The sequence below is a fragment of the Streptomyces sp. NPDC001393 genome (assembly GCF_053597455.1).
On the sequence record NZ_JBSFIH010000011.1, the window covers coordinates 131,589 to 158,371 of the forward strand.

At 72.0% G+C, this 26,783-nt stretch carries 25 protein-coding genes and 1 pseudogene; 14 read left to right on the plus strand and 12 right to left on the minus strand.

Translation table 11 applies throughout. From position 1 onward, the window contains the following. The first annotated feature begins 36 nt into the window (after nt 1-36). A pseudogene (locus ACWC2T_RS15435) lies at nt 37-874 on the plus strand (EamA family transporter). Nucleotides 875-1,100: 226 nt separating this feature from the next. Further along, nucleotides 1,101-1,808: a B3/B4 domain-containing protein gene (locus tag ACWC2T_RS15440; protein ID WP_450670868.1), complete on the plus strand. Its 708-nt coding sequence runs from the start codon at nt 1,101-1,103 to the stop codon at nt 1,806-1,808. A 169-nt stretch (nt 1,809-1,977) separates the two neighbouring features. On the opposite strand, the gene ACWC2T_RS15445 is transcribed toward ACWC2T_RS15440, so the two are convergent. Next, entirely contained in the window at nt 1,978-2,136 is a 159-nt protein-coding gene (locus ACWC2T_RS15445; RefSeq protein ID WP_450670869.1) for a hypothetical protein, read from the minus strand. A 593-nt stretch (nt 2,137-2,729) separates the two neighbouring features. Between ACWC2T_RS15445 and ACWC2T_RS15450 the strand changes: the two genes are divergently transcribed. The 3 genes from ACWC2T_RS15450 to ACWC2T_RS15460 are packed head-to-tail and all read left to right on the plus strand — an operon-like array spanning nt 2,730 to nt 5,732. Next, the gene (locus ACWC2T_RS15450) at nt 2,730-4,799 is read left to right on the plus strand and encodes a SpoIIE family protein phosphatase (RefSeq protein ID WP_450670870.1); all 2,070 of its coding nucleotides are present in this window, start codon (nt 2,730-2,732) and stop codon (nt 4,797-4,799) included. A gap of 57 nt (nt 4,800-4,856) precedes the next feature. Then, nucleotides 4,857-5,309, plus strand: coding sequence for a MarR family winged helix-turn-helix transcriptional regulator (locus ACWC2T_RS15455; protein WP_450670871.1), 453 nt, complete (start codon nt 4,857-4,859; stop codon nt 5,307-5,309). 12 nt (nt 5,310-5,321) lie between these two features. Beyond that, nucleotides 5,322-5,732 (plus strand): SRPBCC family protein, encoded by a 411-nt coding sequence (locus ACWC2T_RS15460; RefSeq protein ID WP_450670872.1) that lies wholly within the window; start codon nt 5,322-5,324, stop codon nt 5,730-5,732. Between the two features lie 25 nt (nt 5,733-5,757). On the opposite strand, the gene ACWC2T_RS15465 is transcribed toward ACWC2T_RS15460, so the two are convergent. The 9 genes from ACWC2T_RS15465 to ACWC2T_RS15505 all read right to left on the minus strand — a co-directional run bounded on the left by ACWC2T_RS15465 (nt 5,758) and on the right by ACWC2T_RS15505 (nt 14,761). After that, nucleotides 5,758-6,024: a hypothetical protein gene (locus ACWC2T_RS15465; protein ID WP_450670873.1), complete on the minus strand. Its 267-nt coding sequence runs from the start codon at nt 6,022-6,024 to the stop codon at nt 5,758-5,760. Nucleotides 6,025-6,118: 94 nt separating this feature from the next. Continuing rightward, nucleotides 6,119-6,457 carry an STAS domain-containing protein gene (locus ACWC2T_RS15470; protein ID WP_450670874.1) on the minus strand — a complete coding sequence of 113 codons (339 nt, stop codon included), beginning with the start codon at nt 6,455-6,457 and terminating at the stop codon, nt 6,119-6,121. A gap of 188 nt (nt 6,458-6,645) precedes the next feature. Then, nucleotides 6,646-8,079, minus strand: a complete 1,434-nt coding sequence (locus ACWC2T_RS15475) for an aminobutyraldehyde dehydrogenase (RefSeq protein WP_450670875.1) — start codon at nt 8,077-8,079, stop codon at nt 6,646-6,648. Beyond that, nucleotides 8,072-9,403: a flavin monoamine oxidase family protein gene (locus tag ACWC2T_RS15480; RefSeq protein WP_450670876.1), complete on the minus strand. Its 1,332-nt coding sequence runs from the start codon at nt 9,401-9,403 to the stop codon at nt 8,072-8,074. Before ACWC2T_RS15480 ends, ACWC2T_RS15475 begins: the two co-directional genes overlap by 8 nt. 16 nt (nt 9,404-9,419) lie before the next feature. Continuing rightward, nucleotides 9,420-10,499, minus strand: a complete 1,080-nt coding sequence (locus ACWC2T_RS15485; protein ID WP_450670877.1) for an ABC transporter ATP-binding protein — start codon at nt 10,497-10,499, stop codon at nt 9,420-9,422. Nucleotides 10,500-10,502: 3 nt separating this feature from the next. After that, on the minus strand, nt 10,503-11,393 hold the full coding sequence (locus ACWC2T_RS15490) for an ABC transporter permease (protein ID WP_450670878.1): 891 nt from the start codon (nt 11,391-11,393) through the stop codon (nt 10,503-10,505). Then, nucleotides 11,390-12,283 (minus strand): ABC transporter permease, encoded by an 894-nt coding sequence (locus tag ACWC2T_RS15495; protein ID WP_450670879.1) that lies wholly within the window; start codon nt 12,281-12,283, stop codon nt 11,390-11,392. The genes ACWC2T_RS15490 and ACWC2T_RS15495 overlap by 4 nt, the downstream gene beginning before the upstream one ends. A 1-nt stretch (nt 12,284) precedes the next feature. Further along, entirely contained in the window at nt 12,285-13,409 is a 1,125-nt protein-coding gene (locus tag ACWC2T_RS15500; protein WP_450670880.1) for a polyamine ABC transporter substrate-binding protein, read from the minus strand. A 173-nt stretch (nt 13,410-13,582) separates the two neighbouring features. Beyond that, the gene (locus ACWC2T_RS15505; RefSeq protein ID WP_450670881.1) at nt 13,583-14,761 is read right to left on the minus strand and encodes an aromatic ring-hydroxylating oxygenase subunit alpha; all 1,179 of its coding nucleotides are present in this window, start codon (nt 14,759-14,761) and stop codon (nt 13,583-13,585) included. 398 nt (nt 14,762-15,159) lie between these two features. Here ACWC2T_RS15505 and ACWC2T_RS15510 point away from each other — a divergent pair, with 398 nt between their 5' ends. From ACWC2T_RS15510 to ACWC2T_RS15545, 8 genes are all read left to right on the plus strand, one after another. After that, entirely contained in the window at nt 15,160-15,624 is a 465-nt protein-coding gene (locus ACWC2T_RS15510; protein WP_450670882.1) for a hypothetical protein, read from the plus strand. After that, complete coding sequence (locus ACWC2T_RS15515) at nt 15,621-16,877, plus strand: NADH-ubiquinone oxidoreductase-F iron-sulfur binding region domain-containing protein (RefSeq protein ID WP_450670883.1); 1,257 nt, start codon at nt 15,621-15,623, stop codon at nt 16,875-16,877. Before ACWC2T_RS15510 ends, ACWC2T_RS15515 begins: the two co-directional genes overlap by 4 nt. A 67-nt stretch (nt 16,878-16,944) precedes the next feature. Beyond that, on the plus strand, nt 16,945-17,136 hold the full coding sequence (locus ACWC2T_RS15520) for a ferredoxin (RefSeq protein WP_450670884.1): 192 nt from the start codon (nt 16,945-16,947) through the stop codon (nt 17,134-17,136). A gap of 1 nt (nt 17,137) precedes the next feature. After that, the gene (locus ACWC2T_RS15525; RefSeq protein WP_450670885.1) at nt 17,138-19,195 is read left to right on the plus strand and encodes an acetate--CoA ligase family protein; all 2,058 of its coding nucleotides are present in this window, start codon (nt 17,138-17,140) and stop codon (nt 19,193-19,195) included. Between the two features lie 36 nt (nt 19,196-19,231). Next, nucleotides 19,232-20,404: an acyl-CoA dehydrogenase family protein gene (locus tag ACWC2T_RS15530; RefSeq protein WP_450670886.1), complete on the plus strand. Its 1,173-nt coding sequence runs from the start codon at nt 19,232-19,234 to the stop codon at nt 20,402-20,404. Nucleotides 20,405-20,440: 36 nt separating this feature from the next. Then, nucleotides 20,441-21,613 carry an acyl-CoA dehydrogenase family protein gene (locus ACWC2T_RS15535; RefSeq protein ID WP_450670887.1) on the plus strand — a complete coding sequence of 391 codons (1,173 nt, stop codon included), beginning with the start codon at nt 20,441-20,443 and terminating at the stop codon, nt 21,611-21,613. 35 nt (nt 21,614-21,648) lie between these two features. Next, nucleotides 21,649-22,542 (plus strand): 3-hydroxybutyryl-CoA dehydrogenase, encoded by an 894-nt coding sequence (locus tag ACWC2T_RS15540; RefSeq protein WP_450670888.1) that lies wholly within the window; start codon nt 21,649-21,651, stop codon nt 22,540-22,542. Nucleotides 22,543-22,600: 58 nt separating this feature from the next. Beyond that, nucleotides 22,601-23,218 (plus strand): TetR/AcrR family transcriptional regulator, encoded by a 618-nt coding sequence (locus ACWC2T_RS15545; protein ID WP_450670889.1) that lies wholly within the window; start codon nt 22,601-22,603, stop codon nt 23,216-23,218. Between the two features lie 66 nt (nt 23,219-23,284). Here ACWC2T_RS15545 and ACWC2T_RS15550 read toward each other — a convergent pair whose 3' ends face one another. After that, on the minus strand, nt 23,285-23,992 hold the full coding sequence (locus ACWC2T_RS15550; RefSeq protein WP_450670890.1) for a TetR/AcrR family transcriptional regulator: 708 nt from the start codon (nt 23,990-23,992) through the stop codon (nt 23,285-23,287). Between the two features lie 135 nt (nt 23,993-24,127). Here ACWC2T_RS15550 and ACWC2T_RS15555 point away from each other — a divergent pair, with 135 nt between their 5' ends. Then, complete coding sequence (locus ACWC2T_RS15555; RefSeq protein ID WP_450670891.1) at nt 24,128-25,351, plus strand: saccharopine dehydrogenase family protein; 1,224 nt, start codon at nt 24,128-24,130, stop codon at nt 25,349-25,351. A 53-nt stretch (nt 25,352-25,404) separates the two neighbouring features. On the opposite strand, the gene ACWC2T_RS15560 is transcribed toward ACWC2T_RS15555, so the two are convergent. Beyond that, complete coding sequence (locus ACWC2T_RS15560) at nt 25,405-26,691, minus strand: ATP-binding protein (RefSeq protein WP_450670892.1); 1,287 nt, start codon at nt 26,689-26,691, stop codon at nt 25,405-25,407. Nucleotides 26,692-26,783: the final 92 nt, after the last annotated feature.

The following is a 26,783-nucleotide window of genomic DNA, read 5'->3' on the forward strand; positions in this document are numbered from 1 at the left end:
ACCGTGTGGTCGTTCCACTGACTCAAAGGATGTGCTGTGATCGCTCTGCTGCTGGCCCTGGGCAGCTCACTCGCGTACGGATGCGCCGACTTCCTCGGCGGCCTCGGCGCCCGCAAGGCCCATGTGCTGCGGACCGTGATGGTCGCGGCCCCGGCCAGTCTCGCGGTCGAGCTGCTGCTGTGGCCGGTGCTCGGTGCCTCGTTCAGCTTCGGTGCCCTCGCCTGGGGCGCCGCGTCCGGGGTCGCCTCGGCCGCCGCGTTCGCCCTGCTCTACCGCACCCTGGCGATCGGCCCGATGAACGTCCTGTCCCCGGTGACCGCGCTGGTCTCCGCCGCACTGCCCGTCGCCGTCGGCCTGCTGCAGGGCGAGCACCTGACCGTCGCCGGCCTGGTGGGACTCCCGCTCGCCCTGCTCGCGGTGGTGCTGGTCAGCGCCGGCCACGGCGCGGGCTCGGCCCGTCCCTCCCGTACGGCGCTCCTGCTGGCCTTCGGCGCGGGCGCCGCCATCGCCCTCCAGCTGGTCTTCCTGCACCAGACACCGTCCGACAGCGGCGTGGCCCCCCCTGATCACCGGCCGGGCCGTCTCCTCCGCGGTCACGCTCGCCGCAGCCGGCGTGCTGCGCCGCAGGCTCGGTCCGGAACGGCCGGCGTACGCGATGTCGGCGGCCGCAGGCGTGCTGGACTCGGTGGCCAACCTGCTGTTCCTGCTCGCCGCCCGCAGCGGGGACCTGACCGTCGTCGCAGTGATCACCGCCCTCTACCCGGCCGGCACCGTCCTGCTGGCCCGCGGCGTGCTCGCCGAACGCATCCACCGCGGCCAGCTCATCGGCCTGGGCACCGCCGCCGTGGCCGTCAGCTTCCTGGCCCTGACCTGAGCCCCGCCCCCGCCGCAGCAGCCGCGGCCACGCAAGGAGAACCGGAGGTGCGTCCAGCCGGAGGCCGACCGACCTGCTGCGCCGTAAGCCCGCCCCGGCCGCAGGGCCCTGGACGTACCCGCCGCGCGCCCGGAACCCCGCCGCCCGCACCGCATCGGCCCCTGAAAGCCCTGACCTCACGTACCCCACGCTCGCACGCTCGCCTTCAGGAAACGGAACCCCGCCCATGACCGACTTCCGTCTCGCCCCCGCCGTCGCAGAAGCCTTCCCCGACACCCTCATCGCGCTGGTCACCGCCACCGGCGTGCGCGGCCGCGAGCCCTGGCCCCACACCGCCACCGCGCTGGAGGAACTGGAGCAGCAGCTCGCCGAGGGCGCCTGGCATCCCGCCGACGATACCGACCCCCGCATCGGGGCGTGGCACACCGCCTACCGCTCCTTCGGCACCAACCCCCGCCGCATCCGCCCCAGCGTCGACGCGCTCGGCCGCCGCCTCGCCAAGAGGGGGAGCCTGCCGCGCATCAACCCCGCCGTCGACTCCTACAACTCCGTCTCCGTACGGCACGCTTTGCCCGCCGGTGCCTTCGACCTGGCCCATGTCACCGGCGACGTGGACATTCGCTACGCGGACGGCACCGAGTCCTTCACGCCGCTCGGCGAACCCGACACCGTCGAGAACCCCAAGCCGGGTGAGGTCATCTACGCGGACACCACCGGCGTCCTGACTCGCCACTGGAACCACCGGGATGCCCATCGCACCCGCGTCACCGAGGACTCCGCGCACATCGCCTTCCTCCTCGAAACCCTCCATGCGGACCGGGACGGCGACCTCCTCAAGGTCGCGGCCGACGAGTTGCAGGGCCTGCTGGCCCCGCACGCCGACCGCACCGCCGTGCACTACCTCAGCCCTGCCCAACCCCGTGCCACGGCCTGACCTCGCGCCTGACGCGCCGACCAACGGAGCGAGGGGGCCCGAGCAGGACCTCCTCGGCGACCCCCCTGACAGGGCCGGATCAGCCGCGAGGCGGCCGGGCCCGACTTCATGACCCGGTCGATGGAACAGCGTTACGGGGGCATGGACCGGGAGACCGGGAAAGGGGCGGTCACGCGAGACTCGGCTTGCGGGCCAACTCGTAGGCGTAGCTGACCGTTTCGACGAGGTGGTCGTCGGCCATGGACGGGCTGAGTGCCGCGGCGAGGTCTGCGTCGAACGCCCGCTGCCACGTCCGGGGGCCCGTCCAGGGGCCGGTCGACCAGGGCACGGGGGAGGCGGTGGAAGGCGTTGCCGATGACGATCAGCTTGAAGCTGCCGGTTCGGCGCCCGCTACCTGTGCGACTTCAGACGGCCGCCGCCCCTGTGCCGACGGGGGCGACGGCCGTGGCGCGAGCGTCGTGCCTCCCCCGACACGGGACTCGCGCGGATGTCCTCACGGTTCATGGGGCCGACGGGAGAACCACCCCATCTCGAACGAACCACAAGGACATGGCAGCGTCGGCCGGTTGACACCGCCTCTGAAGGATCCGGCCGCAGCTCCTGCTGTCGCATTGTCGGGGGGACCGCGCCGAGCCGACCACGGGGCTGAGCGGCCCCTGCCGAGGCCGAACGGCCCATGCCCACGCAGAGGGAAGTCCTTCCGTACCGGTCTCCGGCGGGCAGGCGGGCGTGGACCGTGGCCGCGGGGAGCGGGCGTGACGCCTCCGGCCCGGGCGGACGGGGGCCGGTGGCCGAAGCCGTGCAGCACCCTGCGGCGGCCCGTCCAGGTGTGTCCTGCCTCGTCTGGGACGACCATGGATGGAGGCAGCACGCCCGCCGGTACGGCACGAGCCGAGGCGCCGAGCGGGAGGGAAACGAGGCATGGGCACGACGGACTCCTCCGGAGCTCGCGACGAGTGGTCGGCGGCAGGCTTCGCCGCGCCGCCCAGTGGCCTGCTCGATCTGCTCAGCGTCGCCGCGGTGGTGCTGGATGCGCAGGGCCGGGTGGTCTTCTGGAGTGCGAAGGCCGAGGAGCTGTTCGGCTACACCGCATCGGAAGCGCTGGGGCAGTACGCGGCGCCGCTGACGGTCCACGAGGAGCACCGGGACGAGGTGATCAAGCTCTTTGCCGAGGTCATGGAGTCCGGCACCGACTGGGCCGGAGCCTTCCCGATCCGCCACAAGGACGGCAGCACCCGCTTGGTGGAGTTCCGCAACATGCGGTTGCTGGACGACCTCGGCGACACCTATGCGCTGGGCCTTGCCGCGGACCAGGCCGCAGTGGAGCGGGTCGAGCGAGATGCCGCCCTGGCCATGCGCCTGGTGTCCCAGTCCCCGGTCGGGCTCGCCATTCTGGATCCGGACCTGCGCTACGTGGCCGTCAACCCTGCCCTCGAACGCATCACCGGTCAGTCCGCCGCCGACCGCCTGGGCCGGCCGGTCGGCGAGATCCTGACCTACCTGGACACGGACCCCGAGGCACGTCTGCGCCGCGTCCTGGAGACGGGCGAGTCGGTCGTGGACCGGGACATCGTCTGTCGTCCCCCCGCCGATCCGGACCACGAGCACGCCTGGTCCGTCTCGTACTACCGGCTGGAGGATTCCGGTGGGCGGGTGCTGGGCCTGGCCTACTCCGTCATCGACGTCACCGAGCGTCATCGATCCGCTCTCGAGGCGGCACAGGCCCGGCAACGCCTGGCATTGATCGCCAGGGCTTCCGCCTCCGTGGGCACCACCCTCGATCTGGAGACGACGGCGCGCGAGCTCGCCGAGATCGTCGTACCGGTCCTGGCCGATGTGGCCGCCGTGGACATACTCGAAAGCGCCCTCGACGGCCGGACCGCCCCCGGTGAGGGCCCGGCCCTCTTCCACGCCCTCGCCGTCAGCGCGGCCCACTCCACCGAGGCGGTCCGCGCGGCCGCCCCGCCAGGAGGCGTCGCCCCCTACGACAGCGACCGCCTGATCACCCAGTGCGTGCGCACCTGCCAACCGATACTGGTGCCCCGCACCACCCGCGGGGACCTGGAGCGCATCGCCTGCCACGGCGAGGCCGCCTCCCTCCTCGAGGCGGCCGGGGTGCACTCCTACCTGGCCGTACCGCTGATGGCCCGGGGCCAGGTCCTCGGCGCTCTCGACCTCAAACGCACCCTGAACCCCGCACCGTTCGATGACGACGACGCCTTCCTCGCGTGCGAGCTGGCCGCTCGGGCCGCGGTCTGCATCGACAACGCCCGCGGCTACCAGGCCCAGCGTCATGCGGCCCTCACCCTCCAGCGCAGCCTGCTCCCCGAGCCCCCGTCGCACCTGGCCGGCCTGGAGGTCGCCTGCCGCTACCAGCCCGCCGGCGTCACGAGCGAGATCGGCGGCGACTGGTACGACGCCATGCCGCTGCAGGGGGACAGAACCGCCCTGGTCGTCGGGGACGTCATGGGCAGCGGCATCAAGGCCGCCGCCACCATGGGTCAACTCCGCAGCGCCGCCCGGGCCTTCGCCGAACTCGCCCTCGCCCCCGCCGAGGCCCTGAGCCACCTCGATCACCTGACCGAAGGTGTCGAGCAGGCCATCACCACCTGCATCTACTGCGTCTACGACCCTCACCGGGGCCAGTGCGAGATCAGCCTTGCCGGTCACCTGCCCCCGGCCCTGATGAGACTCGGCCACGCGGCGCAGCTGCTCGACCTCCCCACCGGCGCGCCGCTGGGCGTCGGCGGGGTGCCCTTCGAGACCACCACCATCGCCTTCCGCCCCGGCGACGAGCTGGTCCTCTACACCGACGGCCTGGTCGAAACGCGAAGCGAACCGATCGACGCCCGCCTGGACACCCTTCTCGACGCTCTCACCGCGTCACGTGGCCACGATCTGGACGACGCCTGCGACCGCATCCTGGACATTCTGCGCTCGCCCGGTGGAGAGGACGACGTGGCGCTGCTCATCGCCCGAGCCCGCTCCTGAGCGAACACAGCACTCGATTGCCTTGACAAGAGTTGTCGTGACAACGATGCTGGACGGGTGAGCAACACCAGTGGACTCCACGACCACCTCGGATACTGGCTCCGCCGTCTCTCCGACGAGGTGCACAGCCGGTTCGAGGCCGAGCTCGGCCGGCATGACGTCACCGTCTCCCAGTGGGGCGTGATGATCAGCGTCTTCCATGGGCACGACACGACCAAGGCCGTGGCCGCGCACATGGACATCGATCCCGGAGCCGTCTCCCGCCTGGTGGACCGCCTCGTGGCCAAGGACCTGGTCCGCCGCGAGCCGGACCCCGCGTCCCGGCGCACGGTCCGGCTCGTGCTGACCGACGCAGGCCGGGCCCTCGTGCCGGTACTGGCCGGGATCGCCGACCGCAATGACGCCCACTACTTCGGCTCGCTCGACGCCGCTCAGCGCCGACAGCTGGAGGAGTGGATCCGCAGCCTCGTGGGCGCGGCCCACCCTGCGGCGCCGCACCACACTCCCTGAAGGAAGCGCACGATGAGCACCCATCCCTCGATCACCAAGACCGTCAGCATCGACCGCCCCTGTGAGGAGGTCTTCGCCTTCCTCGCCGACCCCGCGAACTGGCCCGAGTGGGCCGTGGTCAACGTGCGGTCCATCGAGCCCACGGACGATCCCGACTGGTGGCTGATGTCCACCCCGGTGGGACCGGCCAGGCTGCGTCTGCGGGCCCATGCCGAGTTCGGCATCCTCGACCACGACTACGTCGACGAGGTCGCCTCCTGGAGCGTGCCGGCCCGTGTGATCCCCAACGGCGACGGCGCCGAGTTCATGATCACGTTCCACCGGCCGCCGTCCTTCACCGAGGCCTTCTTCAAGGAACAGACCGATCTGGTGGACACCGAGCTGGCCGCCCTCAAGCGGGTTCTCGAAAACGGCCGGGCGTGAGCCCGCGCGGCCCGGGCCGCCCACGTCACGCCGGGCGGACGAAACCGCGGTCGGTCAGGCACCGCTCGAGTGCCGTGCGCTCGGCGACGAGGCGGGTCCGCAGCGCGTCGGATCCGCCCGGGGCGAAGGCCGCGAGGGTGCGGTTGGCCATCCAGACGCGGATCTGGCTGACCGTGGTCCGGTCGAGCTCTCCGCCCGCGCGCCAATGGTCGACGGCCTCCCCGGCGAGGGACAGGCCCTGGGCGAAGAACCCGTCGATGAGGGCATGTGCCTGGACATCGCGGTCCTGCACGCAGCCCTTCCTCCGCGGCCTGTCCGTGCCGGGGCCCGGCGTGAGGCGGCACAGCCCGATGGTTGCCTCAAGAGCCTGGTCCGTCATGGCTTCCTCACAGTGTGCCGAGCGTGACCGCGTCGCTCAGCGTCCTGTGCACCTCGAGGTCATGCGTCGGCCTTGCGAGGCGCAGCAGCCTGCGCATGCTCCCCTCGGGGACGACCACGCGCATCGTGCCCCCGCGCCGGGCCGCCGTGTGGTGGGCTCCGATGAGCGCACCCAGCCCGTGCGCGTCGCAGAAGGTGACGGCGCCGAGATCGATGATCAGTCGGGGCATTCGGCCGTGGTCGGCCACGAGCACCGCCAGATGCCTGCTCAGTCCCGGCGCGGTGAAGATGTCGATCTCGCCCGTCAGGCGGGCGACCGTCCAGCCGTCGAGGCGGACCACAGACACCTTCAGCTCCCTGTTTCCATGCCCCCGTCGGTTCTCGCTGTCCATGGGGCACCTCCAGTCACGCCTCACCTGGAGCGTCAGCCTCCCGGCCGGGGACCGACAGGGGCGAGCGGTCCCCGCTGGGGGGAGCCGTCCGGCCCTGGTGCGATGGGCCGGTCGGCCCATGCCGCCGCAGTGGAACGCGCCCGTCACAGCATGACGTGCTTGGCCTGGGTGTACTCCAGCAGGCCGGTGAGGGAGAGGTCGCTGCCGTAGCCGGAGTGGCGCACTCCGCCGTGCGGCATCTCCGAGACCGTGGTGCCGTGGGTGTTGACCCAGACGATGCCGGTGCGCAGCTCGCGGCAGGCGCGCATGGCGCGGTCGTGGTCGCGCGTCCAGACGCTCGCCGCCAGCCCCTGGGGTACGGCGTTCGCCATCCGGAGCGCTTCGGACTCCTCGGCGAACGGCTGGACGGTGACGACCGGGCCGAACACCTCGCTCTGCACGATCTCGTCCTCCTGGCGAGCCCCGGCGATCACCGTGGCGGGGTGGAAGAAGCCGGGGCGGCCCAGGGGCGTGCCGCCGGTGACGATCTCACAGTGATCCGGGAGGCGGTCCAACAGGCCGGTCACGGAGCCGAGTTGGGCCATACTGACAAGGGGGCCGAAGTCGGCGTGCGCCTCGTGGGGGGCTCCGGGCAGCAGCCGTGCGGCCCGCTCGGCGAACGCGGCCAGGAAGGTGTCGTGGATCCGGCGGTGGACGAGGATCCTGGTGGCGGCCGTGCAGTCCTGGCCCGCGTTGTAGAAGGCGAGCGACGACAACTGCTCGACCGCGTCGTCGAGATCGGCGTCCTCGTGAACCAGTACGGGTGCGTTTCCGCCGAGTTCCAGGTGCAGCCGCTTGAGGTCGGCGGCCGCCGCCGCGGCGATCTGCTGCCCGGCGCGGACGCTGCCGGTGACGGCCACCAGCCGGACGTACGGGTGGGCGACGAGCGAGCGTCCGGTGTCCCGGTCGCCGCACACGACGTTGAGCACGCCCGGCGGGAGGTGTTCGGCGGCCAGCCGGGCCAGCAGCACGGCGGAGGACGGAGTCGTGTCGGACGGCTTCAGCACGACGGTGTTGCCGGCGGCGAGGGCGGGGGCGACCTTCCACACGGCCATCATCAGCGGATAGTTCCACGGGGTGATCTGGGCGCACACGCCGACCGGCTCGCGGCGCAGGAGGGAGGTGCGGCCCGGGGTGTACTCGGCGGCCACGGCACCCGGCAGGTTCCGCGCGGCTCCGGCGAAGAACCGCAGGACGTCCACGATCGCGGGCACTTCGTCCGTCACGAACCGGGCGCGCGGCTTGCCCGTGTCGGCCACCTCGGCGCACGCCAGCGCGTCGGCCTGCCGCTCCAGAGCGTCGGCGATCCGCAGCAGTGCGGTCTGCCGCTGCGCCGGCGTCGTGCCGGACCAGCCTTCGAAGGCGTCCTGCGCGGCCCGGCAGGCGGTGTCCACGTCCTCGGGGCCGCAGAGCGGCGCCAGTCCGTGGGGGAGCCCGGTGGCGGGGTCGATGAGCTGGAGGGTGGCTCCGGATGCGGCGGGCACGTCCTTGCCGCCTATGTGGTTCAGCACCGTCGTGAGCTCGGGGGTGTCAGCCACGGCGCAGTGCCTCCTCGGCGGCGGCGCGACCGGTGCGTACGGCGCCCTCCATGTATCCGGCGACCCACTGGTCGGAACCGCAGACGTAGAACGGCGGTTCGTGCGTGCCGTGCAGGGGACCGACGGCCATCACCTCGCCGGGCGGCCACTGGGTGACGTAGCCCTGCGTCCATGGGTCGGTGCCCCACAGCCGAAGGTGGCAGGCGGTCGGCGTCAGCGCCTCGTCGCCGAACAGGGCGGCGATCTCGGCGAGCAGTTCGGGGGCGCGCATCTGCGGCGGGGTGCCCAGCAGGACGCCGTAGCGCTCGGGCGGGACCAGCGCCGAGAGCACACCCTCGTTCTGCGGCCAGGTGCTGCCGAGGACACCCTCGCTCTCGGACAGGCCGTTCAGTCCGTCGGCGCGCCAGAAGGGACGGTTGTATACGGCCGCGAACTTCGCCGCCACGGCGTTGCGTTGCCGGTGCAGGCAGGCCAGCCGGGCGTCGCTCACCCCGGTCACCGTGACCGACCTCAGCGGACCCACCGGCAGGGCGCTCACGACGGCCGCCGAGGTGAGGACCTCCCCGGTGACCAGGCGTACGGTGCAGCGGTCGGGGCGTACGCCGACCGCGGCGACGGGCGAGCCGAGGCGGATGCGCGGGCCGAGCTCCCGGCCCATGACCTCGGCGAGCGTGGCCGACCCCGCCGCCAGCCGCAGTCCCTCCCAGTCGGCGTAGTCGTAGTCGCCCGTGCCGGGCACCGCGGCGCTCTTGCGCAGCGCGGCCAGCAGCGAGATCCGCTCGTACGAGCCTCCCGCCAGGCCCAGCTGGCCGATCTCCCACAGCCGTGTCACCGCGGGCGTGGCGTGGCGGGAGCGCAGCCAGGCGGCCACGGACAGCCGGTCCAGGGCCGCGGCCTGCGGATGCGACCAGGGGTCGTCGGGGTCGACCGTGGCGGCGAGAGCGCTGAACTCCCCGCCGAGCTTCTCGTGCTGGGCCGCGTCGCCGGGCCCGAACCAGTGGGGCGGGTCGCCGGCCGACCGGCCCTCGGGCGTGGCACGGGTGATACGGCCGGGTTCGGCGACATAGCTGGGAACCAGCTCCAGGCCGAGTTCCGCGGCGAGTTCGAGGTAGGCGGTGTGGGCACGGCCGACCACCTCGCCGCCCAGTTGGACGGTACGGCCGTCGGGCGTACGGGTCTGCTCGACCCGGCCGCCGACGCGGTCCCGGGCCTCCAGGACGAGCACGTCGGTGCCGGCGGTCGCCAGGTCCCGGGCGGCGGCGAGTCCGGCGAGACCCGCGCCGAGCACGATCACGTCGTGATGCATCGCATTCGCTTTCGTCATCCGGTCATGCAGTGGATCAGGCCAGGACCAGGCAGTGTTCGGGGCGCCAGCCGAACTCCACGGTCTCGCCGCCGCTCCAGCGGTCCTCCATGCGGGCGCGCGCCGTGTTCTGCTCCAGCACGGACAGCGTGACGCCCGGGGCGAGTTCGATGAGGTAGGTGGTCGTCGGGCCGCTGTAGACCGTCTCGCGAATCACCCCGGACAGGATCGACATGCCCGGTTCGAAGTCGGACAGCCAGATCTTCTCGGGACGCACGGACACGCTGACGGCACTGCCGTCCACGATGCCGGTCCGGGGCCCGACGGGCAGGGCGGGGCCCTGGTCGAGGGCGACCTCACCGCCGCGGTAGGTGCCGGTCATCAGGTTGGACGTGCCCATGAAGGAGGCCACGAACCGGCTGGCGGGGTGCTCGTAGACGTCCTCGGGGGTGCCGCACTGCTCGATGCGCCCCTCGTTCAGCACCGCGATCCGGTCGGACATGGTCAGCGCCTCGTCCTGGTCGTGGGTGACGAAGACGAACGTGATGCCGACCTCGCGCTGGATCTGCTTCAGCTCCACCTGCATCTGCCGGCGCAGCTTCAGGTCCAGGGCCGCCAGCGGCTCGTCCAGGAGCAGCACGGCCGGACGGTTGACCAGCGCGCGGGCCAGGGCGACGCGCTGGCGCTGGCCACCGGAGAGCGTCCGGGGCTTGCGGCCGGCGAGCCCGGTGAGCTGGACCAGCTCCAGCATCTCCCCGACGCGCCGGCGTATCTCCGCCTTGTCGACCCCCTTGCGTTTGAGGCCGAAGGCGATGTTGTCGGCGACGCCGAGGTGGTCGAACAGCGCGTAACTCTGGAAGACCGTGTTGACGTTGCGCAGATTCGGCGGCAGCGCGGTGACGTCCTCGCCGGCGAGCAGCACCGAGCCCTCGGTGGGATCACTGAACCCGCCGATCATGCGCAGCGTGGTCGTCTTGCCGCAGCCGGAGGGGCCCAGCAGCGAGAAGAACTGGCCGGCCTCGATGTCCAGATCGAGGCGGTGGACGGCGTAAGAGTCCGCGAACTGCTTGGAGATGCCGTCGAGCCGGACGGCCGGGGTCGTGTCGGTCGCGTCCATGGGTCACTCTCCGGAGAGGATGTCGAGGCCGCCGCGGCGGCCGAAGAGGCGCGGGATGAAAAGGGCCAGGGCGATCAGGACGATGGAGCCCGCGAGCATCAGCGTGCCGACGGCGTTGATGGTGGGCTGCACGCCGAAGCGGATCGCCGAGTAGATCCGGACCGACAGCGGCTGCGGGTCGACACCGGTGGTGAAGTAGGCCAGGACGAAGTCGTCGAAGACGAGCGCGAAGATCAGTACGGAGCTGGCCAGGACGGCGGGCAGCAGCGCGGGCAGGGTGACCAGGCGCACCGCCTGCCAGCGGGTGGCACCGAGGTCCATGGCCGCCTCCTCCACCTCCGGGTTCAGCGCGGCGACCCGGGAGCGGAGGATGACGGTGACGTAGGAGATGGAGAAGGTGATCTCGGCGAGCATCACCGTGCTGGTGGACAGCGCTATGCCCAGGCCCTTGAACAGCAGCATCGACGCGACCCCGGTGACGATCTCCGGGGTGATCAGCGGCACCAGCATGATCAGTCCGGCCAGTGAGCCGAGCCGGGTGCGGCAGCGCACCAGGCCGAGGGCGAGCGCCACGCCGAGGACGACCGAACCGGCCATAGCCACCAGCGAGATGCGCAGGCTGGTGCTCAAGGAGGAGATCAGGACGTCGTCGTGGCCGAAGGCGCGGTACCAGCGCAGGCTGAACCCGCCGAAGACGGTCAGCGACTTCTTGGAGTTGAAGGAGAACAGGGCGACGACGGCGATGGGCAGGTAGAGCAGTGCGAAGAACAGCGCGGTGACGGTGACGAGGATCCGCGGCCTGCGCTCGGCGTGGCCGCGTCGGGTGCGCGAGCGGGTGCGGCCGGCCGGCCTGGCGGGGGCGACTGCGGACGGGGTGCGGGGCAGGGTGGTCATCGGCGGGCCTCCGCCTCGTCCTTGCGGGTGCGCCGCAGGTAGCCGAACATCCCGAACAGCAGCACCAGCATCAGCAGCATGGTGAGCGCTGAGCCCAGCGGCCAGTTCTGGCCCTGGAAGAACTTGTCCTGGATGAGGTTGCCGATCATGATCTGGTCCGGGCCTCCCATGAGCTGTGCGCTGACGAAGTCGCCCATGGCGGGCAGGAACACCAGGACGAGCCCGGCCGCCGCGCCCTGCCGGGTGGCGGGCAGGGTGACGAAGAAGAAGGTGCGGACCGGGCCGCCGTACAGGTCGCGGCCGGCCTCGATGAGCGAGACGTCGAGCCGCTCCAGGGCCGCGTACAACGGGATGATCATGAAGACGACGAAGCCGTAGACGAGTCCGGCGATCACACCGGCGCTCGTGTTGAGGATCTTCGTGTTCCCGTCGGCGAGTCCCACCGCGCGCAGGGCGCGCAGCACGGGTCCGCCGTCGGAGAGGACCACCGACCAGCCGTACATGCGGACCAGGTAGTTCGCGAAGAACGGCACCACGATCGCCGCGATCAGCGCGTGCTTGTACCGCCCGCCGTGCAGGGCGATGGTGTACGCCACCGGGTAGGCGATGACCAGGCAGATCAGGCAGGTCAGCACGGCGTAGCCCAGGGAACGGACCATGACCTGCGTGTAGGCGGGGTCGGCGAGAGCGCGGACGCCGGACAGGTCGAAGCCGAAGCGCGGGTTGCCGAGGTCGTCGGTGGTGCCCACGGCGAGGACGGCGACGAGAACGAGCGAGGCGATCAGGAACCCGGTCATCCACACGGTGCCCGGCAGCATGAACCAGGTCCACATACGGTTGCCGTCGGCATCGCCTCGCTGGGCGCGCGAGGAGGAGCGGAGCAGTGCCATGTCAGCCCGCCTTCACATGGGTCCAGGCGGTGTCGCGGGCATCCTCCGCCGCGCGGCTGCCGTTGCGGAAGAACAGGTCCGCCTTCAGGTCGTCCTCGGTGACCATGCATGCGGGGAAGGGCTTGACCAGTTCGGCGTACGTCTTCTCGGTGCCGGCCACCGGCATCGGGTAGCCGATGTACTCGATGTTCTTCTTCACGTTCTCCGGCCGCAGCATGTAGTCGATGAACAGCATCGCGGTGCCGGGATGGGGGGCGTTCCAGGGGATGGCGTAGCAGTCGGAGTTGATCGGCGTGCCCTCCTTGGGGGCCTCGAAGCCGAACACCGAGGGATCCTTGGCCTGGTTGAGCATGGCGGCCATGTCGCCGCTCCAGGCCTGCGTCATGAGCGCGTTGCCGTTGAGCAGGTTGTTGTAGCTGTCGCTGGAGAAGCCGCGCAACCGGGGTCGCAGGGTGCCCAGCAGGGACGTGATGCGGTCGAGGTCATGGCGATCGCCGGTGCTGACGCCCAGGCCGAGTTCGAGGGCGCCCATGCCGAGCACCTCGTCCCGGTCGTCCAGCAGGAAGACCTTGCCCCTGACCTTGTCGCTCCACAAGTCCCGCCAGGAACCGCTCAGTTCGCCGATCCTGTCGCGGCGCCAGCCGATGCCGGTCTTGTACGCGGTGAAGGGGACGGTGTGGGCGGAGCCGGGGTCGTACCAGGGATCGGCGAAGTAGCTGTACGTGCCGAATATCGCCTGGGAGTTCGTCAGCTGGGAGTGGTCGATACGGCGCAGCCGGCCGGCCCGGACCAGACGCTGGGCCCACTTGGCGGAGGGGAAGACGACGTCGTAGCGATTGCCCGCGTTGAGCTTGGCGACCATGCCTTCCATCGAGTCGAAGTTCGACTGGATGACCTTGACGCCGTACTCCTTCTCGAAGCCCTTGAACACGGACGGGTCGACGTAGTCGGCCCAGTTGAAGTAGACGAGATCGCCGTCGACACGCGCCTTGACCGGGGCGAGCTGCTGGGCGCTGGGTGTTTTCGCGGGCATGAATCCGCAGCCGCCGACCGCGGCGCCGAGCAGGCCACAGGCTCCTGCCCGCAGCACGCCGCGTCGGGTCGGTGGAAGTACCTCGGGAGACACGGAACGTCCTCTTTCGTCGAGGAACGGCACAACTCCAGGGCTGGACCGGCTGGTCGGCTCACGGAGGCCCTGACTCCGCAGGAAAGACCGGTCTGGGGAGGGTGCGAGCGTGCGTCAGCGGGGGAGGGGTAAGCCGCTTTGGAGGCGTACGGCGTACGCGATGCGGGAGGACGTCACCGCCCGTCCCCCTCCAGGTCGTCCCGGACCCGGCGGGCGAACCAGCCGACGGCGGCCTCGCGCTGAGAGAGCGGACCGGGCTCGAAACCCGGCGTGGCCAGGCCGGCCTGCACGCGCTCCACCAGCTCGGCGTCCTCGTCGTTGGTGACCCAGCCGATGTGGATGTTCAGCCGGCGGGCCAGCCGGGTGCGGATCCCCTCCCCGTGTTTCGTGTAGAAGGCGCCGGGGATCGCCGCCCGGTCCTGGGCGGTGGGCAGGGCGGTCCACGCGAGCACGTGGTCAGGGTAGAAGTCGATCAGCGTGTTCGGATAGATCACGGCGTACCGCCACACCCGCCGGTCGGCCTCGGTCAGGCCCGGCATGGGGGTCGCCAGCCGCTGGTAGAGCCGCTCCGTCCAGTTCGAGGAGGGCTTGTCGCGCAGCGGAGACTCGAACAGGACGTAGTTCTCCCGTACGTCCACCGTGTACGCCTGGTAGTCCAGCAGCCGCATGAGCGCCGGGTGGGCGACGGGAACGTGGTATCCCTCCAGGTAGTTGTCGACGATCACCTTCCAGTTGGCGTTCTGCTCCTCGCCGCCCGCCAGGTCGTGGATGCGGTGCCTGCCGACGGGGACCAGGTCGGGCCCGGCATAGCGGCCGACCGCCTCGGCGAGCCCGGCACAGCTCTCGGTGAGCGGGGTCGCCTCCATGTCGAGGTTGACGAAGACGAAGCCCAGGAACGACTCCACGTTCACCGGGTGCAGGCCGAGCCGGGGCTTGTCCAGGCAGGGGATGCGGCGCGCCTCGGGGGCGCCGACGAGCCGTCCGTCCAGCTTGTAGGTCCAGCCGTGGTACGGGCAGCGGATCGCCTTTCCGGCGGGCTCGGGCCCGGTGACCAGGCGGGTGCCGCGGTGCCGGCAGACGTTGAGGTGGGCGGCGAGACCGCCGTCCTCGGTCCGGACGACCAGCACCTCACGGCCGGCGGCGGTCGCGGTCAGCCGGGCGCCCGGGCCGGGCAGGTCGGACTCGTGGCAGACCAGCTGCCAGGACCTGGCGAAGACGCGGTCGGTCTCGGCGGCGGCGATGGCCGGATCCGTGTAGAAGCGGGCGGGCAGCGCGTCCCCGGGGTGGTCGGGGGGCGGCGGCCCCGGCGAGGCGGGGCGTTCGGCGGCTGCCCGCGTGGTCGAGGCGTTCATGGGAGTCCTCCTCCGCGCCGCGGCGGCGGCGATGGGCGGTGAGGCCGGGCCGGCCTGGCACGGCGGGGCCGGCAGCGGTTTCCCGCGCCGGACCTGCCGTCCTTTCGGCTGACTGATTGGTTAGTCAGAGTGGGGATGGTGCGCGAGCAAGTCAAGACTTGTGGGCTGACTAATTAGTTAGTTAGTCTCGGTCGCAGGCGGACGGTCAGGGAGGTCCCGTTCCCTTCCGCGCCCCTCGCACCGGTTCGGACGTCACCGTCCCCGCGCCCGGCCACGGGCACTGAGCACAGCTCCCCGCCCTCGATCGTCCGGGCGCCGGAGGATCTCCCCTTCCCAGCCAACGCCACGCCGCCCCGCTTTCCCGGCCCTGCCGGAACCGGGTGGCCCCGGAGGCACGTATGAGCGCTCGCCGAAGTCTGCAATGGCTCGGCCTCACGCCGGAGCCCGAGCAGGAGCTGCCCGCAGCGGTGGCCGCCCTGCGGGCGCCGTCGGCCGGTCCACCGCCGTCGGCCCTGATCACGGCCGAGCGGCGGCGGATCGAGCGCCTGGTGCTGCGCGGCACGCAGCGCGGCTGGCTGCGCTACCTCCGCGAGGTCGCCGACCTGGTCGTCGAGGCCGCGGACCGGCCCTCGACCGCCGACCCCGGACCGGCCCTGCTGGCCGGCCAGGTCCTCCTCGACCACCACCGCATGCTGATCGGCCTGTCCGGCCCGGGCTACGTCGGCACCGCCACCCAACGGCGGGACCTGGAGCGGGCCCTGGCCCACCTGAGAGCCCGCCGTCCCCCCACCCTCTCCGGCCGCTGCGGCTCCTCCACCGCCCTTGGCCCCTCCGGCCCCTTTGAGCCCAGGAGCACCGTATGACCGGCGTCTTCTCCCTCCTTCCTCAAGGACAGCTCGGCCTGCTCCTGTCCCCGCTGTCCGGTGCGGAGCCGTACGGCGACACCGAGGACCTACCCCGGTACCTCGCCGTGGGCGGATACGCGCCGGTGCCCGCACCCGGCCGGCTGCTCGACTGGATCGCCGACGTCGGGCTCCGTGGCCGCGGAGGCGCCGGCTTCCCCGCCGCCGTCAAGCTGCGCGCCGTCCGCGACGCACCCGGCCGGCCCGTCGTCGTCGCCAACGGCGAGGAGGGCGAGCCCGGCTCGGTCAAGGACCGATGGCTGCTGCGCCACCGGCCGCACCTGGTCCTGGACGGACTGCGGCTCGCCGCGGCCATGACGGGCGCGGAACGCGGCTTCGTCTACCTCTCCGACGCTCCCTCCGAGCGGGCCGTCCGCCGGGCGCTCGCCGAGCGTCGCACGGGCCTGCGCGTCGACGTCGTACGGACGCAGCCCGCGTACGTGGCGGGGGAGGAGACGGCGGTCGTCCGGCGCATCGACGGCGGCCCCGCCCTGCCCACGCCGAAGCCCCCGCGCCCCTTCGAGAAGGGGGTAGGCGGCGCACCCACCCTGGTCGCCAACGTGGAGACGCTGGCTCGCATCGCGGTGCTGCACGCGTGCCCCGACGTGGCCGCCGCCGTCGCCGGTGCCCACCTGGTGACCGTCTCGGGCGGAGCCGGTACCGCCGCCGCGCTGGTCGAGGTGCCCGCCGGCACGCACCTGAAGCTTCCGGCCGACCTGTGCGGGCACGGCACGGCCGAGGCGGTGCTCCTGGGCGGCCTGTTCGGCGGGCTGTACGGCTCGCGCTGGACGGACCTGCCGCTCGACCGCGACCGGATGACGGCGGCCGGCGTCGCGCTCGGCTGCGGCGCGCTGCACTTCCTGCACCCCGGTGACTGCCCCGTCGCCGTGGCCGCCGAGGCCACCGCCTACCTCGCCGCACAGAGCGCCCGGCAGTGCGGGGTCTGCGTCTCCGGAACCGGGGCGCTGGCCGGCACCCTCACGGCGGTCGGGCGCGGTGAGACGGACGACGACGCGTGCGACCGGCTGCGCCGCTGGTCGGGGCAACTGCCGGGCCGGGGGGCCTGCGGGCTGCTCGACGCCGCCGCCCGCATCGTCGCCACCCTCCTCGTCCACTTCCCGGACCGGATCGCCGCACACCGCCGCGCCGCCTGCCCCGCGTGCGAGGCCGAGCGATCCGACGACGGCGGCCGCTTCACGGTGCCGGTGCCCTGACCCCGCCCTCCCCGATCTCCGCGCCCTCCGCGCCCACCGAACCCCCGTGCACCGAAAGGACCGCACCATGAAACTCCTGCTGGACTCCACCCGCTGCCAGGGTTACGGCCTCTGCCGGGAACCCGCCCCCGAACTGATCGACCTCGACGACTGGGGTTACGCGCGGGTGCGGGAGCAGAACGTGCCGCCCGCCGCCGAGGGTGCCGCCCAGGCCGCCGCAGCCGTCTGCCCCAACTCCGCCCTGAAGCTGGTGAAGTGAGATGGGACGCGACCTGACGGCCCTCTTCGACCCCGTCTCCGTCGCCGTCGTGGGAGCCAGCGACGACCCGGCCAAGTACGGCCACGCCATCGCCGCCCAGGCCCTCCGCGCGCCCGGCCGCCGCCCCGTCCACCTGGTCAACCGCCGCGGTGGCACGGTACTCGGCCGGCCCGCCGCGCCCAGCCTCGGCGCGATCGGCGAACCCGTCGATCTGGCGGTGATCTCCGTGCCCGCCGACGGCTTCGAGGCCGCCGTCGACGAGGCCCTGCGGTGCGGGGCCCGGGCGATCGTCGCGATCAGCGCCGGCTTCGCGGAGACCGGCGACGCGGGGCGCACCCGCCAGCAGGCCGTCGCCGAACGGGTGCGCGCCGCAGGGGCCGTGCTCGTCGGGCCCAACTGCCTCGGGCTGACGGACAACACCACCGACCTCTTCCTGGCCTCCGACACCTTCACCCCCGGCGGTGTCGCCCTGCTCAGCCAGAGCGGCAACCTCGCCCTGGAGCTCCAGCTCCGCCTCCAACCGCACGGCCTCGGCTTCTCCCGCTTCGTGTCCCTGGGCAACCAGGCCGACGTCACTCTGGTCGACCTGCTCGCCGACTGCGCCCGGCACGAGGGCACCCAGGCCATCGCGGTCTACGCGGAGGACTTCGCCGACGGACGCGCCTTCGCCGAGGCGGCGTCCGCCGCGGACAAACCCGTGGTGCTGCTCACGGGCGGGCGCGGCGACGCCTCCGCACGCAGTGCCCAGTCGCACACCGGGGCCCTGACCACCCCGGCCGACGTGGTGACCGCGGCGTGCCGGGACGCCGGAGTGGAACTGGTCGCCACACCCCGCGAACTGGCCGTCGTACTGGCCGCGTTGAACGGCGGACGACGCGCGGCCGGCCGCCGGGTCGCCGTGCTGACGGACGGCGGCGGCCACGGGGTCGTCGCCGCCGACGCAGCCGAGGCTGCCGGGCTGACCGTGCCCGAACTCCACGAGCCGACCCGGCAACGCCTCCGGGAGGCCCTGTGGGAACAGTCCGCCGTCGCCAACCCGGTCGACCTCGCCGGGATGGGCGAGCAGAACCCGGGCTCGTACGCGCAGACGGTCTCCGCGTTGCTGGCGGCCGAGGAGGCCGACGCCGTCCTGATGACCGGCTACTTCGGCGGCTACGCGGCCACCGACGGCGGGCTCGGGGGAGGGGGTACGGCACTCGCGGACGGGGAACAGCAGGCCGCGCGCCTCATCGCGGCCCGGCACCGGGCCACCGCGAAACCCCTGGTCGTGCAGTCGATGTATCCCGAGTCGCCCAGCTGCCGCACCCTCGCCGCAGCCGGCATCCCGGTCTTCGCCGCCACCGAGGACGCCGCCCGCGCCCTCGCCGCCACGGCACCCGGCGCACCACGCACCGGCCTGCCGCCCCTGCCCCCCGCCGCGCCACCCCTGCACGACGGCGGCTACCTGCAGACCCGCAGAGCCCTGGAAGCGGCCGGACTGCCCTTCCCCACCGCCCGCGAGGTCCACGACGAGACCGAACTGCTCGCCGCCGCCGGGGAGTTCACCGGCCCCTACGTCCTCAAGGCCCTCCATCTCCTGCACAAGTCCGACGCGGGAGGTGTGGCGCTGGGCCTGGCCGGCCCCGGTGAACTGCTCGCCGCCTTCCGCGACATGGACGCACGGCTCGGCGCCTCCTCGTACTCCGTGGAAGCCATGGCGGAGACGACGGACGGCGTGGAGCTGATCATCGGCGTCCGCCGGGACCCCCGCTTCGGCCCGGTCGCCATGGTGGGGCTGGGCGGAGTGCTGGCCGAGGCCCTGCGCGACGTCGCCTTCGCGCTGGCCCCCGTGCCCGCCGACGGCGGCGCCCTGCGCCTGCTGCGCGGACTGCGCACCGCCGCCCTGCTCGACGGAGTGCGCGGCAGGCCCCCCGTCGACATCGCCGCGGCCGCGGCGGCCGTCGAGACGATCACGGCGTTCGCCGCCGCCCACCCCGAGATCGCCGAGATCGAGGTCAACCCGCTGCTCGTCCGCCCGCACGGGGTCCTCGCCCTCGACTCCCGCGCCGTACTCGCCTGACCCACCCCCCTTGCGACCCGATTCGAAGAGGCCCCCATGGACATGCGCTACACCCCCGAGCAGGCAGACCTCAAGCGCCGCGCCGCCGACTACGCGCGTCTGCTGATGCGCTACGAGGACCAGTCCGAGCGGGCGGGCGGCCCCCTGCCGCAGCCGCTCGTCACCGAACTGACCCGGGCCGCCATGGACGCCGGTGTCTACGCCATCAACATGCCCGCCGAATGGGGCGGAGCCGGCCTCGGCCTGCTCGACCAGGTCATCGTGGAGGAGGAGTTCGGCAAGGTCACCAACTGCCTCTGGGACATCCCCTGGCGCCCCGCCAACGTCCTCGCGTACGGCGACGAGCGGCAGCGCGAGAAGTATCTGCTGCCCGTGATCCGCGGAGAGAAGTTCGACGCGTTCGCCGTCACCGAGCCGGGCGCGGGATCCGACCCCTCCTCCGGCACCTCCACGGCCACCCGCACCGACGGCGGCTGGCTGCTCAACGGGGAGAAGTGGTTCGTCACCTGCGGCGACATCGCCGACTTCCTGCTGGTGCAGGCGGACGCCGGCCCCGAGCGGCTGCCCACTCTCTTCTTCGTCGACAAGGCCGCGCCCGGCGTCGAGATGACCCGTGTGCCGCACTTCATGCACTCCGCGGTCAACGGGCATCCCGAGTTCACCTTCACCGACGTCTTCGTGGCCGACGAGGACGTGCTCGGCGGCGTCGGCAACGGCTACGAGCTGACCAAGGAATGGTTCACCGACGAACGCCTGATGATCGCCGCCCGCACCGTCGGCGCGGCCGAGCGCGCCCTCCAACTCGCCCGTGACTGGGCCGTGGAACGGGAGCAGTTCGGGGCGCCGATCGCCTCGTACCAGCTGATCCAGGGCATGCTCGCGGACTGCGCCGTGGACATCGCCGTGAACCGTGCCTACACCCACCAGGTCGCCTGGGAGGCCGACCAGCCGGACACCGACCGCAAGACGCTGCACGCCAAGGCCTCCACCGCCAAGCTCGCCGCCAGTGAGGCCGCCGGCCGGGTCGCCGACCGCTGTTTGCAGATCTTCGGCGGCCGCGGCTACGACCGCACCTACCCCGTCGAGCGCATGTACCGGGAGCTGCGGGTCGACCGGATCTGGGAGGGCACCTCCGAGATCCAGCGGCTGATCATCGCCAACGAGCTGATCAAGCGCGGCACCCGCGCCCTGGCCCTGCCCACCCCCTGAATCCGCCCCCTTCGTCAGCGAACCGTGAGGACCTCCATGGACTTCCGTCTCACCCCCCGCCAGGCACAGCTCAAGGCCGCCGCACGCGCCCTGACCGACGTCATCGCCGCCCATGAGATCCAGTGCGAGGAGAACAACGGCCTGCCCGCCGACATACACGCCAAGATCCGTGACGCGGTGCTCGACTCCGGCCTCCAGGCCGTCAACATGCCGGCCGAATGGGGCGGCGCCGGACTCACCATTGCCGAACAGGTCACCGTGCAGGAGGAGTTGGGACGCCTCACCGGCGCCCTGTGGGACATGGTGTGGCGACCCGCCAACGCCCTCCGCTTCTGCACCCCGGAGCAGCGCGAGCGCTTCCTCGTCCCGGTGATCAGGGGTGAGCGGCGCGACTGCTACGCCGTCACCGAGCCCGGCGCGGGCTCCGACCCGCAGAACCTCGCCACCACGGCGACCAAGAACGACCAGGGCTGGGTGCTCAACGGCGAGAAGTGGTTCGTGACGGTCGGCGACCACGCCGACTTCATGATCGTGCTCGCCGCGGCGGGACCGGAGCGCGCCCCGACGCTGTTCCTCGTCGACAAGGACACCCCCGGCATCGAGATGACGCGCGTGCCCCGCTTCATGCACACCTTCGTCTACGAGCACCCCGAGTTCACCTTCACCGACGTCCAGGTCGGCGAGGACGCGGTGCTCGGCGGCATCGGCGAGGGATACGACATCACGCGCTCGTGGTTCACCGAGGAGCGGTTGATGATCGCGGCGCGCACCACCGGCGCCGCCGAACGCGCCCTGGAACTGTCCCGTGACTGGGCCGTGGAGCGCGAGCAGTTCGGGGCGCCGATCGCCTCGTACCAGCTGATCCAGGGCATGCTCGCGGACTGCGCCGTGGACATCGCGGTCAACCGCGCCTACACCCACCAGGTCGCCTGGGAGGTCGACCAGGCCGCGGCCGCCGACCGCAAGACGCTGCACGCCAAGGCGGCCATCGCCAAGCTCGCGGCGAGCGAGGCCGCCGGCCGGGTGATCGACCGGTGCCTGCAGATCCACGGCGGCCGGGGCTACGACCGTACCTACGCCGTCGAACGGCTCTACCGCGAGCTGCGGGTCGACCGGATCTGGGAGGGCACCTCCGAGATCCAGCGGCTGATCATCGCGGGCGAGCTGATCAAGCGCGGCCCGGGGGTCCTGGACCTGCCCGCCGCCTGACATCACACCCGACAACGGATCGAAAGGAGGCCCGGATGACCGGCATCGAACGCATCGGAGTCGTCGGCTGCGGACTGATGGGCTTGGGCATCGCCGAGGTCTGTGCGCGGGCCGGCCTGCCGGTCACCGTGGTGGAACGCGACGCGCAGTCGGCCCGTGCCGGCCGCCTGCGCATCACCCGCTCGCTCGACCGGGCCGCCGCGCGCGGCAGGCTCACCGCCCAACGGCGCGAGGCCACCGCCGCCCGGATCACCGTGGTCGACCAGATCGAGGCGCTGCACGACCGCGACCTGGTGATCGAGGCCGTGGCGGAGGACGAGCGCCTCAAGGCCGACGTCTTCGCCCGCCTCGACGCCGCGGTCACGGGCGCCGACACCGTCCTCGCGACGAACACCTCCGCCATCCCGGTCATCCGGCTCGCCGCCGCGACCGGCCGCCCCGAGCACGTCGTCGGCGTGCACTTCTTCAACCCCGTACCGGTCCTGCGGCTGGTCGAACTCGTGCCGTCCCTGCTCACCTCGGCCGACACCGTGGCACGGGCCGAGACCTTCGTGACGGGCCGGCTGGGCAAGGAGGTCGTACGCACCCAGGACCGCGCGGGCTTCGTCGTCAACGCACTCCTCGTCCCGTACCTGCTGGCCGCCGTCCGCATGGCGGAATCGGGCACCGCGAGCGTCGAGGACATCGACCGCGGCATGGTCCTCGGCTGCGCGCACCCGCTCGGTCCGCTGGCCCTGACGGACCTCATCGGCCTGGACACCACGCGGGCCATCGCGGAGTCGCTGTACGCCGAGTTCCGCGAGCCGCAGTACGCGCCGCCCCCGCTGCTGTCCCGGATGGTGGAGGCCGGACTGCTGGGGCGGAAGTCCGGGCGGGGCTTCCACCGGTACGACGAACAGCCACAGCGTGAGACGGCACCACCGGGGTGAGGCCATGGTGAGGGAGAATGGCCACGGCGTACGACCACCGAACGAGGGGAGCGGCAGGGTGTCGACGAAGGTGCGCACGGCAGACACGCGCGAGCGCATCCTGACCGCGGCGTGCGAGGCGATCGCCGAGATCGGTTTCGAGAAGATCCGGATGCGCATGGTCGCCGAGCGGGCCGGCGTGTCCACGGCCCTGCTGCACTACCACTTCGACACGCGCGAGAAGCTGTTCACCGAGGCGATGACCCACTCCTTCGCCAACACGGCCGTCGACGTGGACCGGGACGCGGAGACGGCGCCGCCTGCGGTCACCCTGGCCCGCATCGTGCGCAACCTGCTCCCGACCGATCCCGAACTGCACCAGGACTGGCGACTGTGGCAGGAACTGTGGGTCCGCGCGCTGCGCGACGAGGCCACCCGGGCCTATGCCGTGGACCTGTACGCGCAACTGCACGCCTGGGTGGCCGGCGCCGTACGGCGTGGCATCGCCTCCGGAGAGTTCGCCCCGACGGACGTGGACGACCTGTGCACGCTCGTCCTCTCCCTGAGCGACGGCTACGGCATCCGCCTCATGCTGCGGGATCCCACTGTCACCCAGGACACCGCCCTCAGGTCCATCTGGCGCCATGTCTCTGCCGCGCTCGGCCTGCCGGACACCCTGCCCGAGCCGGCTCCTTGACCCGGCTGGTCCCGGCCCGCCCACTCCGCTCAACGACGGCACGGCACGCCGGCGGAGCCGCACACGTCATGCCCCCGGTGGGGGCAACTGCGCGGCGGTGTGTTCCAGGAGTATCTCCAGGGCGGCCGGATAGGCGCTGTGCGGCATGTACCGGGCGAGCAGGTGTGCCGTCGCGGCGATGTTCGGATGCGACTCGGCGGGCAGGCGGGCATAGGTGGAGTGCCACATCTCCTCGTCGCCCGCACGAGCCTCGTCCGCCAGCGCGAGGGAGCCGGCGTCGAGCGCGGCGAAGGCGAGACTCTGGTCGATGAACGCGTGGTAGACGCGCACCGCCACGGGGTCGGGCAGCCCCGTGCCGCGCAGGATGCCGAGGATGGTCTCGTCCACGGCGATCTCGCGAGGCCTTCCGGTGACCCGGCTGGCGGTGAGGACGGCGGCCTGGGGGTGGGCGAGGTAGGAGGCGTGGATGGCCCGGCCCAGCGCGCGCAGGTCCGTGCGCCAGTCCCCAGTGGCCGTCCAGCTGTCGAGAGCCCTGCCCATGAGCTCGTCCCCGATGGCCCAGGCCAGGTCGTCCATCCCGGCGAAGTAGCGGTACAGGGTGCTGGGATCGGCGCCGAGCGCCGCGCCGAGACGGCGTGCCGTCAGCCCGGTGCTGCCGTGCTCCCTCAGGACACGCAGGGCGGTGTGGACGATGATCTCCTCCGACAGCACGGTGCCGCCGCGCGTGGGCCGCCGCCGCTGACGTGCCGCCTCCGGCACCACCTGCTTCGCCATGTCGGTCGTCCTTCCGTCACCGGCGCCGTGCCGCCTGCTCCACCCTTATGCCAACGGGGTTGACCTTATCTCCCGGCGTCGCGTTGCATCGACCCCGTCCGGAGGCGCTCGCCTCCCGGGAGAAAGGTGTGTGACATGCGCGTACTTCTGGTGGGTGCGGGCGGCGTGGGAACGGCCGTCACCCGGATCGCCGCCCGTCGCGACTTCCTCGCCCACATGGTCGTCGCCGACTACGACCTCGCCCGCGCCGAGGCCGCGGTCGCGGCGCTCGGGGCGCAGGGCGCCCGCTACAGCGCGCGGCGGCTGGACGCCTCGGACCGGGACGCGGTCCGCCGGATGCTCGTGGAGGAGCGGTGCGAGGTGCTGCTCAACGCCACCGACCCCCGGTTCGTGATGCCGCTGTTCCAGGCCGCCCTGGAGGCGGGCGCACACTACCTGGACATGGCGATGTCGCTGTCCGCGCCGCACGGCTCGCGCCCCTACGAGGAGTGCGGTGTCAAGCTCGGCGACGAACAGTTCGCGCTGGCCCGGAGTTGGGAGGAGGCCGGACGGCTGGCACTGGTGGGAATGGGCGTGGAGCCCGGCCTGTCCGATGTCTTCGCCCGGTACGCGGCCGACGAACTCTTCGACGACATCGAGGAGATCGGTGTCCGGGACGGCGCCAACCTGACGGTCGAGGGCCACGGCTTCGCGCCGTCCTTCAGCATCTGGACGACCATCGAGGAATGCCTCAACCCCCCGGTCGTGTATGAGGAGGGCCGCGGCTGGTTCACCACCGTTCCGTTCAGCGAGCCCGAGGCCTTCGACTTCCCCGAGGGCATAGGTCCGGTGGAGTGCGTCAACGTCGAGCACGAAGAGGTGCTGCTGATACCGCGCTGGGTGGATGCCCGTCGTGTCACCTTCAAGTACGGGCTCGGCGACGACTTCATCGCCAAGCTGAAGACCCTCCACGAACTGGGCCTGGACTCGACGGCCTTGGTGAGCGTTCCCGGGCACGACGGCCCCGTACAGGTCTCGCCGCGGGACGTGGTCGCCGCGTGCCTGCCCGACCCGGCCGGCCTGGGGGAGCGGATGACGGGCAAGACGTGCGCCGGCACCTGGGTCAAGGGCAGCAAGGACGGGGCGCCGCGTGAGGTGTACCTGTACCACGTGGTCGACAACCAGTGGTCGATGCGCGAGTACGGCTCGCAGGCCGTCGTCTGGCAGACGGCGGTCAACCCGGTCGTCGCCCTCGAACTGCTGTCCACCGGCGCCTGGTCCGGCAAGGGCGTGCTCGGTCCGGAAGCCCTGCCCCCGCGCCCCTTCCTGGACCTGCTCACGGAGTACGGCTCCCCATGGGGCCTGCGCGACGACAGCTGACCCCGCTGTCCTCCTCCCCTGACGGACAGCCGCTCACCGGGCGCCGTCGTGGCTCAGAGCCGGCTGTACGTGTCGATGTCCTCGGTGAACTCCTCGATGGCCCGCGCGGTGAGCGTCGGCCGTGTGTCGGCGATGGCGGTCATGTAGTCCTCGGTGGTGGCCGGCCGTCCCTGGCGTTGGGTGAGTTCCCGTTCGAACGCCGCCTGCGCTCCCTTGCGGGCGGCGAATTCGATGTCGGCCGGGGTGAACAGCTCGCTGGCCCCGACCAGTTGGTCGAGGTCGACCGAGGCCGCGGCCGCACGGAGATAGCGGTGCCAGATCGCCGCGCGGGCGGTCGGGTCCGGCGGGCCGACGGGAATGACGTAGTCGAACCGGCCCGGCCGCAGGAAGGCCGCGTCGAGCGAGCGCACCGAATTGGTGGCACAGGCCAGCAACCGCGAGTCGAGCTCGCGGAAGACCGGGATGAGTTTGAGCAGCTCGTTGGTCACGCCGTGGCCCGGATCGACGGCCTTTCCGGAACGCACCCCCGCGATCTCCTCGACTTCGTCGATGAAGAGCAGCACCGAGTCCAGTTCCGCCAGGTCCGCGAAGGTTTCGCGCAGCGCGGCGGCCAGGCCCTCACTGGTGTCGGCCGCGAGCCGGGACGGGAAGAGTTCCACGAAGGGCCAGCCGAGCCGCGAGGCCACCGCCTTGGCGAAACTGGTCTTGCCGGTGCCGGGCGGGCCGAACAGGATGATCGCCTTGGGCGGGGTGACACCGTAGCGGTCCGCCAGGGCCGGCTCGGTCAGCGGGAGCACGACGCGGCGCTCGATCACCTCCTTCTCGCGCTCCATGCCGGCCATGGTGTCCCAGAGTCCCTCGGGAAGCACACGGCCGCCCAGCGCGGCGAGGACGTCGGCGTTGGCGGTTCCCGGAGGCTCGAGTTTCTCGTAATAGGTCAGGTCGTCGCGGAACCGGTAGCCGGAGTTCTCCAGTGCCTTCGTCCCGGCGGCACCGGCGGGCAGCAGCGCGCTGATGTGCCGCACGCCCAGTGCGCGCAGGCGCCGTTCCACTTCGGCGAGAAGAGCACTGCCGATCCCGCGCTCGCGCCATCGGGAGGCGAGCGCCACCAGAAGGATCCAGCCCCGCTTGCCATGGACCTGCGCCACGGCCATACCCACCAGTTCGTCGCCGACCACGGCGACGACGGCCGTCTGGCCGGCCTTGGCCGCGGCCATCACCTCCGAGACGGGAAACACCCGGTCCTCGTCGACCCGGCGGCTCTGGTCCCAGATCTGTATGGCCTGGTCAAGATCGTCGTCGTGATAGTCGCGCAGATGCCAAGCGGGCATCGCCACCACCTCGCCCGGTGCGGGTGTCCCATTCTCTCCGCTGCCGGCACCCGGTGACGAACCGGGGCGATCCCGATCTTCCGCGGCGGTACCGCGATCGA

Excerpts from the sequence above, each read along its gene's own strand:
- ACWC2T_RS15525 (WP_450670885.1), top strand. The coding sequence starts at position 17,138 with ATGGGACGCGACCTGACGGCCCTCTTCGACCCCGTCTCCGTCGCCGTC.
- ACWC2T_RS15440 (WP_450670868.1), top strand. The coding sequence starts at position 1,101 with ATGACCGACTTCCGTCTCGCCCCCGCCGTCGCAGAAGCCTTCCCCGAC.
- ACWC2T_RS15530 (WP_450670886.1), top strand. The coding sequence starts at position 19,232 with ATGGACATGCGCTACACCCCCGAGCAGGCAGACCTCAAGCGCCGCGCC.
- ACWC2T_RS15485 (WP_450670877.1), bottom strand. The coding sequence starts at position 10,499 with ATGGACGCGACCGACACGACCCCGGCCGTCCGGCTCGACGGCATCTCC.
- ACWC2T_RS15535 (WP_450670887.1), top strand. The coding sequence starts at position 20,441 with ATGGACTTCCGTCTCACCCCCCGCCAGGCACAGCTCAAGGCCGCCGCA.
- ACWC2T_RS15515 (WP_450670883.1), top strand. The coding sequence starts at position 15,621 with ATGACCGGCGTCTTCTCCCTCCTTCCTCAAGGACAGCTCGGCCTGCTC.
- ACWC2T_RS15450 (WP_450670870.1), top strand. The coding sequence starts at position 2,730 with ATGGGCACGACGGACTCCTCCGGAGCTCGCGACGAGTGGTCGGCGGCA.
- ACWC2T_RS15495 (WP_450670879.1), bottom strand. The coding sequence starts at position 12,283 with ATGGCACTGCTCCGCTCCTCCTCGCGCGCCCAGCGAGGCGATGCCGAC.
- ACWC2T_RS15490 (WP_450670878.1), bottom strand. The coding sequence starts at position 11,393 with ATGACCACCCTGCCCCGCACCCCGTCCGCAGTCGCCCCCGCCAGGCCG.
- ACWC2T_RS15555 (WP_450670891.1), top strand. The coding sequence starts at position 24,128 with ATGCGCGTACTTCTGGTGGGTGCGGGCGGCGTGGGAACGGCCGTCACC.
- ACWC2T_RS15505 (WP_450670881.1), bottom strand. The coding sequence starts at position 14,761 with ATGAACGCCTCGACCACGCGGGCAGCCGCCGAACGCCCCGCCTCGCCG.
- ACWC2T_RS15460 (WP_450670872.1), top strand. The coding sequence starts at position 5,322 with ATGAGCACCCATCCCTCGATCACCAAGACCGTCAGCATCGACCGCCCC.
- ACWC2T_RS15480 (WP_450670876.1), bottom strand. The coding sequence starts at position 9,403 with ATGACGAAAGCGAATGCGATGCATCACGACGTGATCGTGCTCGGCGCG.
- ACWC2T_RS15540 (WP_450670888.1), top strand. The coding sequence starts at position 21,649 with ATGACCGGCATCGAACGCATCGGAGTCGTCGGCTGCGGACTGATGGGC.
- ACWC2T_RS15520 (WP_450670884.1), top strand. The coding sequence starts at position 16,945 with ATGAAACTCCTGCTGGACTCCACCCGCTGCCAGGGTTACGGCCTCTGC.
- ACWC2T_RS15550 (WP_450670890.1), bottom strand. The coding sequence starts at position 23,992 with ATGGCGAAGCAGGTGGTGCCGGAGGCGGCACGTCAGCGGCGGCGGCCC.
- ACWC2T_RS15510 (WP_450670882.1), top strand. The coding sequence starts at position 15,160 with ATGAGCGCTCGCCGAAGTCTGCAATGGCTCGGCCTCACGCCGGAGCCC.